Source organism: Streptomyces sp. UF-297, assembly GCF_058245575.1.
The window spans coordinates 63,125-82,512 of the sequence record NZ_JBSIBZ010000011.1; the positions used below are offsets into that span (position 1 = coordinate 63,125).

Below are 19,388 nucleotides of genomic sequence, written 5' to 3' on the forward strand. Positions count from 1 at the left end.
GGCGGGCGGGTTCCGGCGGACCCGCCCACCCGGCAGGGCGGTACGGCCGGCGGGCCGTACCAGGTCGCTTCGCCGGTCCCCGCCGCGCTGAGCGGCAGTGGCGGGGACCGGCGGCGACGGGGGAGCCCCGATCACATGGCAACACGCACAACCGAGCAGGGAGTTGGACGGCACGTGGACACCGAGCGCGTGATGGCGGCCGAGGGCATGCAGGCCGGGGCGGCTCAGGCGGCCCCTTCGGACACGGACGCGAGCGCCCAGGCCGCTCCTGTGAACGCGGCTGCGCGCGCCCAGGGCGCCGCACCACAGGCCGCTCCCTCGAACGCGGCTGCGCGCGCCCAGGGCGCCGCACCACAGGCCGCTCCCTCGCTGGAAGCAGGCACCTACGAGGTGCTGCGGGAGCGGCTGACGGCCGCCGCCACCGAGCTGGCCGGCCGCGCCCAGGCGCTCAATACCCGCCGTACCGAGGCCTTCGGCGGCGGCGAACTCGCCCTGCTGGGCACCGACCGCATCCGCACCCAGGACGCCTGCGAACTGCGCGACCTGGTCCAGGCCGGCGGGCTGCTGCTGGCCGGCCGCAACCCGCACACCCCGCCCGCCGACGGCCCCCTGGACGTCGAGGACGTCTTCACCCTGCACCGCCTGGAGGGGGAGCGGGTGGCCGAAGCCGGGCCCGCCGAGGTGCCGGGGCTGCTGGACGACGCCCGCTTCCGGCGCGACTTCGCCGACCTGTACCGCTACTACCGCCAGGCCCAGCTCCTCCAACTGCGCCGCGCCGGGCACCTGTTGCTCGCCGTCTTCCGCACCGGCGAGCGCCTCGCCGACATCCACGTACTGCGCTGGCGCATCGACGCCGACGGCACCCCCGCCTACCTGGACGACAAGGGCGAGAAGGACCACACCCTCCCGCCCGCCCACGACTTCACCTGGACCCCGGTCACCCGCGAGGGCCACGTGCCGGGCCGCCACCCGCACATCGACATCCAGGGCGCTGTCCACCTGACCACCTCCGACGGGCAGCTCACCCTGCGCGCCGCGGACGGCAGCGGCGAGAGGCTGTACGCCGAGCCGGTCGAGGAAGCCCTGCAGTCCCTCGCCGACGCCGAGGTCGCGCACGCCCGCGTCGGCCCGCTGCTCCTGCTGCGGGTACGCCCGTACAACGAGAGCGTCCAGCGCCACCTCGTCCTCAACACCCGCACCCAGGACGTCAAGCGGCTGGACGGCATCGGGCAGGCCTGCCGCCGCCTCCCCGAGGACCAGGGCATCGTCTTCCCCGGCGGCTACTACCTCACCACCGGCGCCACCAAGACCTTCGACCTCGACGAGCAGCTGCTCACTGCCCTGGAGTTCGAGCGCGAGGTGCGCTCGCCCAACGGCGAGGACGTGCTGTACGTCTTCCACGCCCGCGCCCAGGGCCGCAGCCTGCTGCTGCCGTACAACATCATCCGCGAGGAGGCCGCCGCACCCCTCACCGCCCACGGCCACGCCCTCATGGACGACGGCACCCTGGCCGTCCTGCGGACCCAGGGCACCGAACCCGCCCGCGTCCACCCGCTGCAGGTCTGGCGCACCCCCTTCACCTCCGACGCCTACGCCGCCGCCCGGCCGCAGGGCAGCGGCCCGCTGGAGCGCATCGGCAACGCCGAGCTCGTCCGCGGCATCTCCGACGCCCTCTCGGTCGCCCGCATGGCCTTCGACATGGCCCCCGCCGCCGCCGTCTTCCAGGCGATCGCCGCCGCCGCGACCAAGGCCGCCGACACCCACCACTGGCTGGGCGAGGACGAACTGGGCGCCCTGGATAAGCCGCTGGGGGCCGTACGCACCACCGCCGAGCAGGTCCTCGCCGAGTACGAGCGGGTCACCCAGCTGCGCCAGCGCGCCGCCGAAGCCCTCGCGCAGGCCCAGGAGAGCACCACCGCACTGGTACGGCGGGTGCGCGGCGAGCAGCCCGCCACCGCGGACGCCTGGGTCCGTAACATCGCCGAACTGCGGCGCGCCCAGGGTCACTTGGAGACCCTGCGGGAGATACGCCACATCGACCTGGACCGCCTCCAGGAGCTGTCCGCGGCGCTGGCCGAGGACCTGGCCGCCACCGGGCGGCGCGCGGTGGCCTTCCTCAGCGGTGAGGACGCCTTCGCCGCCACCCACGAAGCCGTCGCCGAACTCGCCGGGCAGGCCGCCGCCGTCGCCACCGTCGCCGAGGCCGCGCCGCTGGCCGGGCGCATCGACGAACAGGCCGACGGGCTGCGGATCGTCACCGACGTCGTGGGCACCCTGGAGCTGCCCGACGCCACCGTGCGCACCGCCATCCTCACCCGCATCGGCGAGGTCCTCGGCGGCGTCAACCGGGCCCGCGCCGCCCTGGACGCGCGCCGCCGCGAGCTGCTGGAGTCCGAGGGGCGCGAGGAGTTCGCCGCCCAGTTCGCCCTGCTCGGCCAGGCGGTCGCCGGGGCCCTGGCCGCGGCCACCACCCCCGAGAGCTGCGACGAGGAACTGGGCCGCCTGCTGCTCCAGGTGGAAAACCTCGAAGCTTCCTTCGCCTCCTTCGAGGACTACGCCGAGCGCATCGCCACCCAGCGCGAGGAGATCTACGAGGTCTTCTCCGCCCGTAAGCAGAGCCAGCTGGAGGAGCGCGCCCGCCGCGCCGACCGGCTCGCCGCCTCCGCCGAACGCGTCCTGGGCACCGTCACCCGCCGTGCCCGCTCCCTGCCCACCCCGGACGAGGTCAACGCCTACTTCGCCGCCGACCCCCTGGTCGGCAAGATCCGCACCACCGCGGCCGAGCTGCGCGAGCTGGGCGAGGCGGTACGCGCCGACGAACTGGAGGGCCGCCTCAAGGCCGCCCGCCAGGAAGCGGGCCGCGCCCTGCGCGACCGCGCCGACCTCTACGACGCCGGCGGCACCATCCGCCTGGGCCGGCACCGCTTCGCCGTCAACACCCAGCCGCTGGACCTGACCCTGGTCCCGTACGACGGACAGCTCGCCTTCGCCATCACCGGCACCGACTACCGCCGCATCGCCCGCGACCCCCAGCTGCTGGCCCACCGCGCCCTGTGGGACCAGCCGCTGGTCTCCGAATCCCCCCAGGTCTACCGCGCCGAACACCTCGCCGCGACGCTGCTGCACGAGGCCGAGGCGGGCAGCGGCCCCCTGACGCTCGGCGCCCTGGAGGCGGCCGAGGACCTGCCGGCGCTGGTCGGCCGCGCCGCCGCCGAGCGCTACGAGGAGGGGTACGACCGCGGCGTCCACGACCACGACGCCGCCGCCATCCTCACCGCCCTGCTGCGGCTGCGCTCGGCCGCCGGACTGCTGCGCTTCACCCCGCACACCCGCGCCGCCGCCCAGCTCTTTTGGCGCTACGGGGCCGACGAGCCCTCCCGCGCCCTGTGGACCACCCGCGCCCAGTCCCTGGCCCGCGCCCGCGCCCTGTTCGGCCACGCCCCCGCGGTGGCCGACCTCGCCGCCGAACTGACCTTCGCGGCAGGGGAGTTCCTGGCCGCCGCGGGAATCACCGTGCAGTCCCAGGACCCCGCCGAAGCCGACCCGGCCCTGGGCAGTTACCTCCTGGAGGAGCTGGCCGCGTCCCCCGGCGGCCCCCGCTTCGCCACCTCCGCCGCGGCCCGCGAACTGCTCGCCGGCTTCCGGCGGGCGCTGGGCGGCGAGGGGTCGGTGGCCGCCAAGGAGTTCACCGAGGACCTGCGGGCCCTGGGCGAGGACGTGGCGGCGCGGCGGCAGCTGGCCCAGGCCTGGCTCGGCGCGTACGCACAGGCGCACACCGTCCCGGAGACGGAGCTGGCCGAGGCCACGGCCATCGAGGTGTGCGGCCCCGAGCTGGCGCGCCGCGAGATCGCCGCCGCACCGGTCACGGACGTCACCGGGCTGCTCGGCAGCCACCCGCGCATCGCCACCGGCGGCAGCCTGCCCGTGCGCCTGGACGAGTTCCTCGCCCGCACCCAGGAGTTCCGCACCCACCGCGTCCCCGCGCACCGCGCCTACACCCAGCACCGCACCCGGGCCCTGGCCGCCGAGCGCGGCCGGCTGCGCCTGGACGCGCTGCGCCCCCAGGTCATGCCCGCCTTCGTCCGCAACCGCCTGATCGACGAGGTCTATCTGCCGCTGATCGGCGACAACCTCGCCAAGCAGCTGGGCGCGGCCGGCGAGCAGCGCCGCACCGACAGCCAGGGCCTGCTCCTGCTGCTGTCTCCCCCCGGCTACGGCAAGACGACCCTGATGGAATACGTCGCGGCGCGGCTCGGGCTCGTCCTGGTGAAGGTGGACGGGCCCGCGCTCGGGCACCGTACGACCTCCCTGGACCCGGCCGCGGCACCGGACGCCGCCGCCCGCCGCGAGGTGGAGAAGATCTCCTTCGCGCTGGAGATGGGCTCCAACGTGCTGCTCTACCTCGACGACATCCAGCACACCTCGCCCGAACTCCTGCAGAAGTTCATCTCGCTGTGCGACGCCCAGCGCCGCATGGAGGGCGTGTGGGAGGGCGAGGCCCGCACCTACGACCTGCGCGGCAAGCGCTTCGCGGTGTGCATGGCGGGCAACCCCTACACCGAGTCCGGCAGCCGCTTCCGGCTGCCCGACATGCTCGCCAACCGCGCGGACGTGTGGAACCTGGGCGATGTGCTCTCCGGCAAGGAGGAGCTGTTCGCGCTCTCCCACATCGAGAACGCGCTCACCGCCAATACGGTGCTGGCGCCGCTGGCCGCCCGCGACCGCGCCGACATCGACCTGCTGGTCCGGCTGGCGCGCGGCGAGCAGACCGTACGCGCCGACCAGCTCACCCACCCCTACACCCCGGCCGAGCTGGACCAGATCCTGTCCGTGCTGCGCAAGCTGCTGCGCGTCCAGGACACGGTGCTGGCCGTCAACCGCGCCTACATCGACTCCGCGGCCCGCGCGGACGCCACCCGTACCGAGCCGCCCTTCCTCCTGCAGGGCTCCTACCGCAACACCAACAAGCTGGCCGCGCGCATCGTGCCCGTGATGAACGACACGGAGCTCCAGGCGCTGATCGACGACCACTACCGCGGCGAGGCCCAGACCCTGACCTCCGGCGCCGAGGCCAACCTCCTCAAGCTCGCCGAGATCCGAGGCCGGCTCACCGAGGCGCAGGAGCGGCGGTGGGCGGAGCTGAAGGAGGCCTGGCGCCGTGAGAGGGAGAGCCGGAGCCGTTGAGCGGACAGCCGGCGCCTTCGGCGGAGCACTGTGCCGGGTCCGGCGCGCGCCCGGCGCCGTTAAGAAGCCGTCAAAGTGCGAGCCCGCCGAGGCGTCGTCACGGCGGGCAAACGCCGGGGGAGGAGGGCCCAACAGCACGGATCACCGAGGTGGGAGGCCGTTCGAGGGCTTCGTTCATAGCGTCTTCCGCGCCGCGGGTGGCGGGTGGGCGGCATCCTTGACGAAGGCTTAGCATCCTCTGCGTGTCCAAACTGACCGACGTGCCCAAACGGATCCTGATCGGGCGCGCACTGCGCAGCGACAAGCTCGGAGAAACCCTTCTCCCCAAGCGCATCGCACTCCCCGTCTTCGCCTCCGACCCGCTCTCCTCCGTGGCCTACGCGCCGGGCGAGGTGCTGATCGTCCTGTCCGTCGCGGGTGTGTCGGCGTACCACTTCAGCCCCTGGATCGCCGTCGCGGTCGTGGTGCTGATGTTCACGGTGGTGGCGTCCTACCGGCAGAACGTGCACGCCTACCCGAGCGGCGGCGGCGACTACGAGGTCGCCAACGTCAACCTCGGCCCCAAGGCCGGTCTGACCGTCGCCAGCGCCCTGCTGGTCGACTACGTCCTGACCGTCGCCGTCTCCATCTCCTCGGGAGTGGAGAACCTGGGCTCCGCGATCCCCTTCGTCGTCGAGCACAAGACACTCGTCGCCGTCGGCATGATCGTGCTGCTGACGCTGATGAACCTGCGGGGCGTCAAGGAGTCCGGAAAGCTCTTCGCGATCCCCACGTACGTGTTCGTCGCCGGCGTCTTCGTCATGATCATCTGGGGTGCGGTCCGCGGACTGTTCTTCGGCGACACGATGAAGGCCCCCACCGCCGACTTCACCGTCCACGCCGAACAGGGCGGGCTGGCCGGCTTCGCGCTGGTCTTCCTCCTCCTGCGCGCCTTCTCCTCCGGCTGCGCCGCCCTCACCGGCGTCGAGGCGATCTCCAATGGTGTCCCTGCCTTCCGCAAGCCCAAGTCCAAGAACGCCGCGACCACGCTGGCCCTGATGGGCGGCCTGGCCGTCACCATGTTCTGCGGCATCATCGCCCTGGCCATGGTCACCAAGGTCAAGATGGCCGAGAGCCCCGCCAAGGACCTCCTCAAGGACGGCGTCCCGGTCGGCTCCGGCTACACCCAGAACCCGGTGATCTCCCAGGTCGCCTCGGCCGTCTTCGGCGACGGATCGTTCCTCTTCATCGTGCTGGCCGCAGCCACCGCCCTGGTGCTGTTCCTGGCCGCCAACACCGCCTACAACGGCTTCCCGCTGCTCGGCTCGATCCTCGCCCAGGACCGCTATCTGCCGCGCCAGCTGCACACCCGCGGCGACCGCCTGGCCTTCTCCAACGGCATCGTGCTGCTGGCCGGCGCCGCCGCGATACTCGTCTTCCTCTACGACGCCGACTCCACCAAGCTCATCCAGCTCTACATCGTCGGCGTCTTCGTCTCCTTCACGCTCAGCCAGACCGGCATGGTCCGCCACTGGAACCGCCATCTGGTCACCGAGAAGGACCCGGCCAAGCGCCGCCACATGATCCGCTCCCGCGCGATCAACGCCTTCGGCGCCTTCTTCACCGGCCTGGTCCTGGTCGTCGTGCTGCTGACGAAGTTCACCCACGGCGCCTGGGTCGCCCTGCTCGGCATGGTCATCTTCTACGTCACCATGACCGCGATCCGTAAGCACTACGACCGGGTCGCCGACGAGATCGCCGCCGAGGACGACCCCAGCGACGAGGTCGTACGCCCCTCCCGGGTGCACTCCATCGTCCTGGTCTCCAAGGTCCACAAGCCCACCCTGCGGGCGCTGAGCTACGCCAAGCTGATGCGCTCGGACACCCTGGAAGCCGTCAGCGTCGACGTCGACCCCGCCGACACCAAGGCCCTGAAGGCGGAGTGGGAGCGGCGCGGCATCGACGTACCGCTGAAGGTCCTGGCCTCGCCCTACCGCGAGATCACCCGGCCCATCATCGACTACGTCAAGTCGCTGCGCCGGGAGAGCCCGCGCGACGCCGTCTCGGTCTACATCCCCGAGTACGTCGTCGGCCACTGGTACGAGCACCTGCTCCACAACCAGTCCGCGCTGCGCCTCAAGGGCCGTCTCCTGTTCACCCCCGGCGTCATGGTGACCTCCGTGCCCTGGCAGCTGGACTCCTCCGAAGCCGCCAAGAAGCGCGCCCGCAAGCGCGCCGAGTGGAACGCGCCCGGCGCGGTGCGGCGCGGCCCGGTCGCCCAGCCCAAGAAGGAGAAGGCGGCCACGCGCAAGTGAGCGGTGGCGCTGCGTCCGTGCGGCGCACGGTGCGGCGGGACGTACAATCGAAGGTCGTTGTCCCGCCGCACTACCCCACCTCAGGAGCCCTCCCACCATGCAGGCAGATCAGAAGAAGTCGCTGGTAGGCGAGGAGTACGAGGTCGAGGTCGGCCCGGTGGCGCACGGCGGGCACTGCATCGCCCGTACGGACGAGGGCCAGGTCCTCTTCGTACGCCACGCCCTGCCCGGCGAGCGCGTCCTGGCCCGCGTCACCGACGGCGAGGAGGGCGCCCGCTTCCTGCGCGCCGACGCCGTCGAGATCCTCGACCCCTCCAAGGACCGCGTCGAGGCCCCCTGCCCCTTCTCCGGCCCCGGCAAGTGCGGCGGCTGCGACTGGCAGCACGCCAAGCCCGGCGCCCAGCGCCGCCTGAAGGGCGAGGTCGTCGCCGAGCAGCTGCTGCGCCTTGCGGGCCTGACCCCCGAGCAGGCCAACTGGGACGGCACGGTCGTCCCGGCCCCCGGCGACAAGGTGGCCGCGGGCGAGGTCCCGGCCTGGCGCACCCGCGTCCAGTACGCCATCGACGACGAGGGCCGCGCGGGCCTGCGCAAGCACCGCTCGCACGACATCGAGCCCATCACCCACTGCATGATCGCCGCCCCCGGCGTCAGCGAACTGGGCATCGAAAAGCGCACCTGGCCCCAGATCGCCACCGTCGAGGCCATCGCCGCCACCGGCTCCCACGACCGCCAGGTCATCCTCACCCCCAAGCCCGGCGGCCGGCTGCCCATCGTCGAACTCGACAAGCCCGTCTCCGTCCAGCGCATCGGCGAGAAGGACAAGGCCGTCCACCGCGTGCACGGCCGCCCCTTCGTCCGCGAACGCGCCGCCGAGCGCACCTGGCGCGTCGGTGACGGCGGCTTCTGGCAGATCCACCCGCAGGCCGCCGACCTCCTCGTCGAAGCCGTCATGCGCGGCCTGATGCCCAAAAAGGGTGACATGGCCCTCGACCTGTACTGCGGCGTCGGCCTCTTCGCCGGAGCCCTCGCCGAACGCGTCGGCGACAAGGGCGCCGTCCTCGGCATCGAATCCGGCAAGCGCGCCGTCGAAGACGCCCGCCACAACCTCGCCGACCTCGACCGCGTCCGCATCGAACACGGCAAGGTCGAATCCGTCCTCCCCCGCACCGGCATCACCGACGTCGACCTCATCGTCCTCGACCCGCCCCGCGCCGGCGCCGGCAAGCAGACCGTCTCCCACCTCGCCTCCCTCACCCCCCGCCGCATCGCCTACGTGGCCTGCGACCCGGCCGCCCTGGCCCGCGACCTCAACTACTTCGCCGAAGCCGGCTACACCCCCCGCCGCCTCCAGGCCTTCGACCTGTTCCCGATGACGCATCACGTGGAGTGCGTGGCCATCCTGGAACGGACCAAGAAGGGCGCCTGAGTCGGGGTTTCGCCCGGAGCGCAGTGTGGGCGTCACACACGTTGGGGAAGTCGAGGATGCTGTCCTAGCACTGAGGTAACGCACCCGCCGCCCTCCTGACGCACCATCAGACACAGAAAGAGCCGCCCACCGTTCCCGAATCACTCGGGACGATGGGCGGCTCTTCTGGCTCAGTGGGTGCCTCCGCGCCTCCCTGGCTTCCGGGCACGAAGGCCGCAGAAAACTCACCGAAAGGCACTTGGACAGCCTCGTGATGGCCGGGATGCCGTTGCAACTGCCGCCGGAGGACGCCGGGTTCTCATGCCCCGGCGCTCACGTCTGAAGCGCCGGGGCATGAGTCACCTGCAGCACACCGCTCAGTCGAGCTCCATGCCGGCAAACGGATCCGGTTCGCCCGTCCAGGGATTGAGGCCAGCGTCGCGGAGACGCTCTTCCTCCCGCAAGTGAAGGAATCGCGGAGCGGAGTCTCCCCACAGCGATGTGTTACTGAGCGGACACCTATCGAAATCCGCCCGGAAGACCTTCAGTAGGAACTCCACCATGCCGCAGTGGTAGAGCTCCCAACCGCCGCCGTGCCGGGCCCACACAGCGATCGGCCATTCCTCCGGCGATTCTCCGACTGTGAGCCAACACAGTGCGTCAGCTCCATCGGTTTGCCCCCATACGAGTATGTCTGTCAGGCGCTGGTGCGAGTGTGCACCGGCCTGTCAAACATTATGGGCAGTTAGCGGTACAGCCACTCGGAGAACGGCATGGCGTAGTCATGGATTCCCTTGCCCAGGAAGGCGCCCTCGCCGCCATTCGTCCCCAATGCGTGGAACAGGTTGTCCGGGGTTCCGAATTGAATTTCTGGGGCCCCCTCCGCTTCCGAAGTGTCCCATGCGTCGGGGTTGGCATTTCGCTGTCCGGGCTCACTCGGCATGGCGGGCGCCATCTCGAGGTAATGAGATTCCGTCCACATGCTCGGTGGCTGAGTGGAGGTGTTGGTGTTCGTCCCTGGCGACTTCCGTCCTGGGTTGTGGTCGCTCTTGTTGTCCTCGCGCTGACGGTCGTTGTTCTTGCCGCCCGGGTTGTTCTCCGGTGTGGGGTGGAGCGGTGGGCCGTTGAGGGTGTCCGGTGGGAACTGGGCACTGTCAAGCAAGTTGATCATGTGTCGTGCGAGGAAGGCGGTATCCCAGCCGTCGCCCGGCTTCCACCTGTCGGAGTCGCGGTCCCAGTCCGGTTTCGGAGTTGGCCGGCCTGGGGTCGGCTTTGCGTTCGGTCTGCTATTGGGGTTCTGCGGGGGCAACTTGGGGGGAACGGGGCGGCGACGGTAGTCACGCCGGTTGCAGGGTATGGAAGTTGGACATTCCAAGTCAGGCCGGATGGCCGGAATGCGCACCCGGCCAGTGCGCGCGCAGGGCCGTCAGTGCGGCGTGTGTCGCGGGTCTGCGGTCGGCCCGGGAGCGCCAGATGGCCGAAATCCGACGGGAGGGCGCGGGTCGCATCGGGACGACGCGGACGGTGGGCGGCAGGGTGCCGCGGCCGAGCCGGGGCAGCATCGTGACGCCCAATCCCGCCGCCAGAAGCGCTACTTGGGACTCGTATTCCTCGATCTGGTAGGCGATGTCCGGTTCGGTGCCGAGGCCGGAGAAGGAACGCAGCAGCCACTCGTGGCACATGGCCCCCGAGCCCTGCCCGATCCACCGCTCTTCCCGCAGGTCGTACGGGGTCAGCGTGTCCCGTTCGGCGAGCGGGTGCCCCGCGGGCAGGGCGACGTCGGCGAGGTCCTCGCCCAGCTCGGCCACGGACAGTGAATCGGGCAGCGCCAGCGGGGTGTTGTGCCAGTCGTGCACGACCGCCAGATCCGCCTCTCCCCGTACGACGAGGCTGATGGCGCGGTTGGGATCGGCCTCCACCAGGCGGCAGTCCAGGGCCTGTTCGCGCTCGGCGAGGTCGGCGAGCGCGGCGGTGGCGAAGCCGCGGCAGGCCGTGGGGAACACGGCGAGCACCAGCCGCCCGGTGGGCCGGCCGCGCTGTTCCTCCAGGCGCGAGCGGGTGCGCTCCAGCACCGCCACGACCTCGTCCGTCGCCTCCGCGAGCAGCCAGGCCGCGGGCGTGAGCTCCACCTTGCCGCCCTGCCGGTCGAGCAGTTCGGTGCCCATCTCGCGCTCCAGCTTGGCGATCTGCTGGGAGATGGCGGACGGCGTGTAGCCCAGCGCCGCGGCCGCGCCCGTCATCGAGCCGTGGGCGGCCACGGCGCGCAGGGCCCGCAGGCGATTGAGGTCGAACATGAAGCGATGCTAATACCCCACCTTCAGAAACTTTCGCTGGCCCTTACAGGAAACGGCTGTTGGGATGGACCGTCCCGCAGGAGTACGTCCCCAGGAGCCAGTGCATGAAGCCCGTACACGTTGCCTTGGCGGTGGCTGTCGCCGCCGTATGGGGCGTGAACTTCGTGGTGATCGACGTAGGGCTGCGCGACTTTCCGCCGCTGCTCTTCTCCGCGGTGCGCTTTCTCCTGGCCGCACTGCCCGCGGTCTTCTTCATCGGGCGCCCCAGGGTCGCCTGGCGCTGGGTGATCGCGGTCGGCGTCACGCTCGGCATCATGAAATTCGGGATGCTGTTCATCGGGATGCGCGCGGGACTGCCCCCGGGGCTGGCCTCCCTGGTGCTCCAGGGCCAGGCGGTGTTCACCGTGCTCTTCGCCGCGGCGCTGCTCAAGGAGCGCGCCCGCCGGGTCCAGATCGTCGGCATGGTCATCGCCGCGGCGGGCATCGTGCTGGCCGGCCTGGACTCGACGGCCGGCACCCTCGCCGGATTCCTTCTGGTCGTGGGTGCGGCGGCGTGCTGGGGCCTGTCGAACATCGCCATGCGCAAAGCGGGCCCGCCGGACACCTTCCGCTTCATGGTCTGGGTGAGCGTCGTACCGCCCATTCCGCTCGCCGTCATCTCCGTCCTCTTCGAGGGCTGGGACGCGGACCTGCGGGCGCTGCAGCACCTGAATGTCAGCGGAGTGGGCGCCGCCCTCTATGTGGCGTGGGGCGCGACGCTTTTCGGGTTCGCCGCCTGGGGCTATCTCCTGCGGACCTACGACGCGCCGACCGTCGCCCCGTTCTCCTTGCTCGTCCCCATATTCGGCCTGGCCTCTGCCTGGATTTTCCAGGGCGAGCGGATGACCGTGCTGACGTTCTCCGCCACGGCTCTGGTCATCACCGGAATTGCCGTGGGAATGCTCCGTCGTACCAAGAAGCCGGCCCCCGCGGAATCCGACCGGACGCCTGCGACGGTCGCGGCGCCCTGAGGTTCGCCCGCACCCGTCGAGAGTCGAGCTTCGCCACACCCCGTCAAGAATTCAGGAGGGCCACCCCTGGTGCAGGGGTGGCCCTCCTGGCAACGGGCATAAAGGTCAGGCGCCCGGCGGGGGAAGGTGGGACGGGCGGCCTCGGCCGCGGGTGAGGGTGTAGCCGCCGATGCCGGCGAGGGCTGCCAGGGCGGCGCCGACCGCGGTCCACAGCCAGCGGTCGGACCAGCGGCCGGAGGACCAGCCGCCCTCCGGGGCGGTGGCGTCCGTCGAGGCGCCGGCGGGGACCAGGGGAGCGGCCAGTTTGCCGTCGACGGCCTGGGCGCCGCCGGTGTCGAGCGCGGTGGTGGTGAGTTCGGCGTGGGCCGGCTGGCCGAGGTCGTCCTGGGGGAGGGCGGTGGTGGTCAGACGGATGTAGTAGGTGCCGGGGAGGGGGGTGTTGGACCAGGGGTCGGCCCAGGAGTGGACGGGGCGCAGGGTGCAGGAGAGTTCGAGGGTGGTGGCGTCCTTGGGGGCCGATCTGGAGTTGGCGCCGTACATGCAGGGCTGGCGGCGGCGCAGGCCGTCGTAGACGTCCAGCTGCCAGGTGGCGGTGCCGTGGCGCGCGGACTGAGGGAGCGTCACCTTGGTGGTGACGGTGGCCCGTTGGCCGGCGTCCAGGGGGAGCGACCAGTAGAGGTAGTCGCCGGTGGAGGCGTCGGCGGTGGCCTTCTGGCCCAGCTTGACGGGCGTTGCGGTACGGAAGGAGGTGCCGGCCTCGGTGGGGGTGGCGGGGGTGCTCGCGCTGGGGGAGGGGGAAGGGGGCGTGGTGTCGGCGTGGGCCGGGGCGGTCAGGCCCAGGGCGGTGCCGGTCAGGAGGAGAAGGGTCGTCAGAGTCCGTACGGTACGCATCAGTTGGTCCTCCAGACGGTGACGCGCCAGCGGGAGATCCAGCCCCACAGCAGACCGGCGATCAGACCTGCCAGGGCCAGCGCGGCCAGCAGCCACCAGCCGCGGCCCAGGCCGAAGGAGGCCGGGTCGGCGGCGTCGTCGGGCGCGTTCACGACGTCGACGGCCAGCTCGACGGGGAGGCCGGGGTCGGTCTTGACGGAGGGCGGCGCCGAGAAGGAGTTGCCGATCTGGAGGCAGACGGTCTCCGCCGGAGCGTTCTCGTCGTCGGCCGCGGGCTTGGGGTAGCGCAGACCGGAGGAGATGACGTCGGTGCGTCCGTAACCCGCCTCCGAGCCCCGTACGATCTCCCGGCCGTGCAGGGTCGAGGCCCGCAGCAGTACGCCGTAGTCGTTGTTGACCGCGCGGTCCGCGCCCACGCTCACCGAGGCGCGCAGCTCCTGACCGGGCTTGACGTCCACCCGGTACCAGCGGTGCTCGCCGAACTTCTCACGGTCGGTGTAGAGCCCGGCCCCCAGCTTGGGGGCGTCGGTGCAGCTCTGCGCGCCCTCGGTGGCCACCGGGTTGACGGTGGGTTTGGCCGCTCTGTCCACCAACTGGTGCACGCGGTCCCGCAGTTCGGCGGTGTGCTGCACGGTGGTGTACGTGCCTCCGGTGGCCTCGGCGATGCAGCTCAGCTGCTTGCGCGTCTTGGCGTCCGGGCGCAGCCCCAGGGTGTCGACGGTGAGATGGGTGCCCTTGGCGGCCAGCTCGCGCGCCACCACGCACGGGTCGAGCGGCGCACAGGTGTCCTCGCCGTCCGTGATCAGGACGATCCGCCGGGTCGCGTCGTCGCCCTTGAGGTCGTCGGCCGCGGCCAGCAGGGCCGGTCCGATGGGCGTCCAGCCGGTCGGAGCGAGGGTGGCCACCGCGGTCTTGGCCTCGGTGCGGTCCAGCGGCCGACCGGGTAGAGCTGCTTGGTGTCCTTGCACCCCAGCTGGCGGTCCTCGCCGGGGTAGTTGGCACCGAGCGTACGGATACCGAGCCGCACCTGCGGCGGCACGGCGTCCAGCACCTCGTTGAACGCCTGCTTCGCGGCGGCCATCCGGGACTTGCCGTCGATGTCCCGCGCCCGCATGGAGCCGCTGACGTCGAGCACCAACTCGACCTTGGGGGAGGGCTTCGCGTCCGCCGCGCCCGGTTCGTCGGCGGCGGCAGCGGGTGTGGGCAGCAGCCCCAGCGCCAGGGCGGCGAGCAGGCCGGACACCCCGGCCGCCAGCCGTTTTCTTGTGATCATCGATGGATCGTATGGAGAACTCCCGCCTTGATCCAAAACGGCCGATCAGGGACTGTGGGCAGGCCCGATGCCCGTCTCTTCGTCAGTCCCTCTGGTGGGCGTCCCGCGCGGCGTCGACGAAGCCCTCCAGCGCCTGCCAGAAGGGGCGGTAGGCCCCGTCGAACTCCTGCGGGGCGCCCGCATCGCCCGCCAGCGCGGCCCTGACGGACCGGAAGAAGGGGCCGGTCGCCTTCTGGAGGGTGAGCGCCGAGGCCGCGACATGCGGCGGCCCCTCCAGCTCCACGACCCGGGCGCACCGCCGCAGCCTGGCGTACTCGGCGACCTCGCGGTCCTGCAACTCCTTGAGCGCGGCGAGGCGTTCACCCTCGTCCGTCACCCGCAGCGCGGCGGAGATCTCCCAGTACAGCTCGCCCATCCGGTGCGTCTGCTCGATCAAGTCGAGATACGCCGCGCGCCGGCTCTCCCGCAGCCGCTCGGTGCGCTGGGCGAGCGCTGCGGTCTCCGCCTGGATACGGGCGGCCCGGGTGCTGCCCCGGCTGGTGACCCAACTGGCCAGCACCGCCGTCGCACCGGTCAGCGCGGCGATGGCCAGGGTCCATACAGTGCTGTTGTCGCCCACGCGGCGTCACGATACCCAGTGGGCATCCGCCGGCCCATCGGCACGCATCGGCCCATCGGCCCCCATCGGCCCATCGGCCCCCGGTTCAGGCCGTGGTGGTACGGGAGTGCCGGGGCGGCCGCGTGACGTCGTAGGAGATACGGCCCGCGGGGAGGTAGAACAGGGCGATCAGCGCGCCGCCCCTGACCTCCGGGTAGTGGTGGCTGCCGGGCGCGGGCGAGGTCCAGCCGGGGCCCTGCCAGCCGCTGGGGCCGACCAGTTCGGCTCCGGGGTCGAGGGGGACGACGAGGTTCAGCTCGCCGTAGGGGTGGGCGTGGTACTGGCCCCGGAAGCGCTCGACGCTGTTCATGTAGACGGCCGTGATGCTGAAGTAGTGGTTGTCGGGCGACGGCGGCGCGATGACGCTGCGCCGGTAACGGGGCCCGTCCACCTCGATGTTGGCGGCCCAGCCCTCCTCGACGCCCAGTGTGATCAGCCGGGCCAGGTCTCCGTACAGCGCGCTGTACGGGCCGTAGGTGCTGTTGAGCCAGGCCTCCAGCTCCTTGCCCGCCGTCCGGTTCTTGATCTCCGCCAGGAACGGGATGCTGCGCTCGATGAGTTCGGCGCGGTGGTCGGTGCTCATGGTGCATGCCTTTCGGTACGAGTGGTACGCGGTGTGATCACCTTGCCCGACTGGTTTCGTTACAGTCAATAGCTGTAACGAAACTTTGCTGCGGGACGTGCTCCGCCGGCCCGGAAGCGGGTCCGGCGTGCGGTGCCGACGGGGCGTCGGCTGCGCGGTCCTCTAGGGCGCGCCGTCCGCCGCGATGGCGGGCCACAGGAGGGCGACGACGCGGTCGGCGAGGTCGTCGGGGGTGTCCCGGCCGGTGCGCAGATAGTCGGCGAAGTAGCTGCCGAAGCAGAGCGAGACGACGGCGTCGAGGTCGGCGTCCTCGCGTACGGCGCCCCGTCGCTGGAGCGCGTCCAGGGCCAGGCGCAGCTCCTCGCAGCGCGGGGCCACCCCGTGCTCGCGCAGCTGCTCCAGCAGGCCCGGCTCGCGTTCGACCTCGGCCATGAAGTTCCCGTGCAGGGCCATGGCGCGGTCGTTGTGATAGCGCGGATCGAGGCGGCGCACCGCTTCGGTGAAGGCTTCCAGCGGTGCGAGCCGGTCCAGGTCCAGGGGCGGGTAGGCGTCGCGCTGCTTGTGCAGCCCGTACTGGAGGGCGTCGACGACCAGCTCGTACTTGTTCGCCCAGCGCCGGTAGAGCGTGGGGCGGGTGACTCCCGCGTCCGCGACGATGTCGCCGATCGTCATGCGGGAGTAGCCGTCGCTGGCCAGGCGCTTGCGGGTGGCCCGGATGATGGCCTCTTCGATGGCCGGGTCGCGCGGCCTGCCGCCGGGGTGCGAGGCCTGTGCCCGCTGCGGCGTCTTCCCCCGGGGCGCGGACCCGCTGCCGGTCCCGTTCTCGCTGCTCATGTGCTGCCCTCCTGTGTGCCGCTCACACTAGCCAGCCCGGCGGCCGGTCGCGGGGCCGGGAGGCGCCGACGGGACATACTTCAGTTACGACTATTGACTGTAACGATTCTGGTGCGGCAAGGTGGCCGGACAGAGGCGGCGTACGCACCGCGACCACGCGTACGGGCACTCCGGGACAGGGCGCACAGACCGCAGGAGGGGGCACCGGGCATGGCCGGACGCAGCACGACGATGGAACTTCCCGGATCGCAGGGCGCGTTACTGGCGGCGCGCCTGGAACACCCCGAGGGGACCCCGCGGGCCTACGCCGTCTTCGCGCACTGCTTCACCTGCGGCAAGGACGGGTTCGCCGCCGCCAGGATCTCGCGGGCCCTGACGGCGTACGGAATCGCCGTACTCCGCTTCGACTTCACGGGCCTGGGAGAATCCGGCGGCGACTTCGCGGACACCACCTTCAGCTCGAACGTGGACGACGTGGTGCGCGCGGCCGCCCACCTGCGCGAGCGGTACGCGGCGCCCTCCCTGCTGATCGGGCACTCGCTGGGCGGGGCGGCGGTGCTGGCCGCCGCCCGCCACATCCCCGAGACCGCGGCCGTCGCCACGATCGGCGCCCCGGCCGCCCCGGAACACGTCACGCACAGCTTCGGCGAGCGCCGGGCGGAGATCGCGGGGCGCGGCGAGGCCGAGGTGAACCTGGCCGGCCGCACCTTCCGTATCCGCAAGCAGTTCATCGACGACATCACCGCACAGCCGCAGGCCCGGCACATACGGGAACTGGGCGCGGCCCTGCTGGTGATGCACGCGCCCTCGGACGCGACGGTGGACGTGGACCACGCGCGGCAGATCTTCGGCGCCGCCCGCCACCCCAAGTCCTTCGTCGCGCTCGACGGCGCCGACCACCTGCTCACCCGCCGGGCCGACGCCGAGTACGCCGCGGCCGTGCTCGCCGCCTGGGCCGGGCGCTACCTCCCCGTACCGCAACAGGGCTGACAGTCAAGGGAGTTGGGGGCGCGGCGGGTCAGTCCAGCGCGGGCAGACGGCTGCGGCGGGCCAGCTCGGCGACCTTGTCCAGGGAGGGATCCCGGACGATCTCGCCCAGCGCGCTCAACATCTCCTGCGCACGGCGACTCTCGGTCACTACAACCAGCCGCGCTCATCCGCGACGCGCAGCGCTTCCATCCGATTGCGGGTCTGGGTTTTGGTGGTCGCCGCTGACAGGTAGTTACGGACGGTCCCTTCGGACAGATAGAGGGTGGCCGCGATCTCGGCCACCGTGGCACCGGAGCGCGCGGCAATGAGCACATCGCGCTCCCGGGCGGTGAGGGGGGATTCGCCTGCCGCCAGGGTCGCCACGGCCAGCGCCGGGTCCACGACGCGCTCGCCCCGCATCACCCGGCGAATGGCATCCGCGAGCACTTCGACCGGGGCGTCCTTGACCACGAACCCGACGGCGCCGGCGTCCATGGCCCGGCGCAGATAGCCCGCCCGGCCGAACGTCGTCAGGATGACCACGCGGCAGGACGGCAGCTGCTTGGCGAGGACCGCGGCCGCCGCCAGCCCGTCGAGGCCGGGCATCTCGATGTCGAGCAGCGCCACGTCGGGCCCGGCCTGCCGGGCAGCCTCCACGATCTCGTCGCCGCGCCCGACGGAGGCGACGACCTCGAAGTCCTCCTCCAACGCCAAGAGGGCGCACAGCGCTTGGCGGATCAGGGCCTGGTCGTCGGCGAGCAGAAGACGGATCGTCATGGCAGTGTGGCCGCCGTTTCTTCGAGCGATACCCGCAGGTGCCAGCCGCGTGGGCGCACCGGTCCTGCCTCCACGCGGCCGCCGGCCGCCGCGACCCGCTCCCGCAGGCCGGAGAGCCCGTTGCCGTCGGGGGCCGGGCCGCCCACGCCGTCGTCGCGGACCTCCACCTCCGAGGCGGAGAGCGTGACGGTGCACCGGCTGGCGCGCGCGTGGCGTGCGACGTTGGTCAGGCCTTCGCGTACGACCCAGCCGAACAACTCCTGGTGGGCGGCATCGACCACATCGGCGGCCGTGGGCAGATCGGCGGTGACGCCCGATGCCCGCAGCAACTCCCGTCCGCGGGCGAGCTCATTGGCGAGGGTCACCTCGCGGTAGCCCGACACCGCGGCACGGACGTCGGCGAGCGCCTGACGGGTCAGCGTCTCCACTTCGGTGATCTCGGGGAGCGCGCGGGAGGCCTCGCCCGCGGCGAGCCGGCGGGCGAGGCTGCTCTTGACCGTGATGGCGGTGAGCGAATGGCCGAGGAGGTCGTGCAGGTCACGGGCGATACGGGCCCGCTCGGCCTCCGAGGCCAGCCGGGCGACCTCGGCGCGCGCCTCGACCAAGGAGCGGTTGGCGCGGGCGATCTCGGAGAAGGCGTACACGGTCAGGGAGGTGAAGACGATGGCCAGCGCCTGGCCCCAGCCGGGCCCGTCGTGCCACGAGCGCACCAGGCAGGGCACGACAAGGCTGGCGAGCGCGCAGGCCGCCACGGTCAGCGCCACATAGCGCCGTACGAACACCGCGGCCATCGAGACGATGACCGCGCACAGGAAGAAGGCGTCGGTGCGGGCGTAGGGCAGAGCCGCGACGAACAGCACGGCCATCGCGCCGAGCATCACCCAGAACGGGGTCCAGGCCAGACGTGCGGCCAAGGCGCCCGCGAGCGCGCAGCAGCAGCAGAACCCGGCCACGATCACATACCCGGCGACGGCGTCCGTGCCGTGCGAGTACTCGGGAATCCCGGCTGCCGTCACCAGGGGGAAGACCAGCATCCCGGCGGCCAGCACCAGCCGCCGCCACCCCCGGGACCATCGCTCCGGCGTGACGGCCGACCAGTCGCCCGGTGGCCTCATGCCTTCGTACATCACCGCACGCTACCTACCGTCCTTGCCATCGGGTGTGGGGGCTGTCCCCGCGCAGTGCCTCCACGGTATCCACCACCTGAAAAGCGCCA

The 19,388-nt window shown here is 71.8% G+C and carries 13 protein-coding genes and 1 pseudogene; 5 read left to right on the forward strand and 9 right to left on the reverse strand.

The window, feature by feature from the left end:
* Window positions 1–135 precede the first annotated feature (135 nt).
* The 3 genes from AC4IJH_RS09400 to AC4IJH_RS09410 all read left to right on the forward strand — a co-directional run bounded on the left by AC4IJH_RS09400 (window position 136) and on the right by AC4IJH_RS09410 (window position 8,904).
* Window positions 136–5,184: a DNA repair ATPase gene (locus tag AC4IJH_RS09400; protein WP_490851111.1), complete on the forward strand. Its 5,049-nt coding sequence runs from the start codon at window positions 136–138 to the stop codon at window positions 5,182–5,184.
* 242 nt (window positions 5,185–5,426) lie between these two features.
* Complete coding sequence (locus AC4IJH_RS09405; RefSeq protein WP_490851112.1) at window positions 5,427–7,478, forward strand: APC family permease; 2,052 nt, start codon at window positions 5,427–5,429, stop codon at window positions 7,476–7,478.
* Window positions 7,479–7,575: 97 nt separating this feature from the next.
* Entirely contained in the window at window positions 7,576–8,904 is a 1,329-nt protein-coding gene (locus tag AC4IJH_RS09410) for a class I SAM-dependent RNA methyltransferase (RefSeq protein WP_490851113.1), read from the forward strand.
* Window positions 8,905–9,628: 724 nt separating this feature from the next.
* Here AC4IJH_RS09410 and AC4IJH_RS09415 read toward each other — a convergent pair.
* A complete protein-coding gene (locus AC4IJH_RS09415; RefSeq protein WP_490851114.1) occupies window positions 9,629–10,054 on the reverse strand; it encodes a hypothetical protein in 426 nt (141 codons plus the stop codon).
* Between the two features lie 205 nt (window positions 10,055–10,259).
* Window positions 10,260–11,177 (reverse strand): LysR family transcriptional regulator, encoded by a 918-nt coding sequence (locus AC4IJH_RS09420; RefSeq protein ID WP_490851115.1) that lies wholly within the window; start codon window positions 11,175–11,177, stop codon window positions 10,260–10,262.
* Between the two features lie 104 nt (window positions 11,178–11,281).
* On the opposite strand from AC4IJH_RS09420, the gene AC4IJH_RS09425 reads away from it, so the two are divergent.
* Entirely contained in the window at window positions 11,282–12,187 is a 906-nt protein-coding gene (locus AC4IJH_RS09425; protein WP_490851116.1) for an EamA family transporter, read from the forward strand.
* A 105-nt stretch (window positions 12,188–12,292) separates the two neighbouring features.
* Here the strand turns inward: AC4IJH_RS09425 and AC4IJH_RS09430 are convergent, their stop codons facing one another.
* The 5 genes and pseudogenes from AC4IJH_RS09430 to AC4IJH_RS09450 all read right to left on the reverse strand — a co-directional run bounded on the left by AC4IJH_RS09430 (window position 12,293) and on the right by AC4IJH_RS09450 (window position 16,426).
* Entirely contained in the window at window positions 12,293–13,078 is a 786-nt protein-coding gene (locus AC4IJH_RS09430; protein WP_490851117.1) for a hypothetical protein, read from the reverse strand.
* Window positions 13,078–14,351: pseudogene (locus AC4IJH_RS09435) on the reverse strand (VWA domain-containing protein). Before AC4IJH_RS09435 ends, AC4IJH_RS09430 begins: the two are co-directional and overlap by 1 nt.
* A gap of 82 nt (window positions 14,352–14,433) precedes the next feature.
* On the reverse strand, window positions 14,434–14,970 hold the full coding sequence (locus AC4IJH_RS09440) for a hypothetical protein (RefSeq protein WP_490851118.1): 537 nt from the start codon (window positions 14,968–14,970) through the stop codon (window positions 14,434–14,436).
* 85 nt (window positions 14,971–15,055) lie between these two features.
* A complete protein-coding gene (locus AC4IJH_RS09445; protein WP_490851119.1) occupies window positions 15,056–15,592 on the reverse strand; it encodes a DUF4863 family protein in 537 nt (178 codons plus the stop codon).
* 162 nt (window positions 15,593–15,754) lie between these two features.
* Window positions 15,755–16,426 (reverse strand): TetR/AcrR family transcriptional regulator, encoded by a 672-nt coding sequence (locus tag AC4IJH_RS09450; RefSeq protein WP_490851120.1) that lies wholly within the window; start codon window positions 16,424–16,426, stop codon window positions 15,755–15,757.
* Between the two features lie 210 nt (window positions 16,427–16,636).
* Between AC4IJH_RS09450 and AC4IJH_RS09455 the strand changes: the two genes are divergently transcribed.
* On the forward strand, window positions 16,637–17,416 hold the full coding sequence (locus AC4IJH_RS09455) for an alpha/beta hydrolase family protein (RefSeq protein WP_490851121.1): 780 nt from the start codon (window positions 16,637–16,639) through the stop codon (window positions 17,414–17,416).
* 147 nt (window positions 17,417–17,563) lie between these two features.
* Here the strand turns inward: AC4IJH_RS09455 and AC4IJH_RS09460 are convergent, their stop codons facing one another.
* Entirely contained in the window at window positions 17,564–18,172 is a 609-nt protein-coding gene (locus AC4IJH_RS09460) for a response regulator transcription factor (protein WP_490851122.1), read from the reverse strand.
* A complete protein-coding gene (locus AC4IJH_RS09465) occupies window positions 18,169–19,299 on the reverse strand; it encodes a sensor histidine kinase (protein WP_490851123.1) in 1,131 nt (376 codons plus the stop codon). The genes AC4IJH_RS09460 and AC4IJH_RS09465 overlap by 4 nt, the downstream gene beginning before the upstream one ends.
* Window positions 19,300–19,388 lie beyond the last annotated feature (89 nt).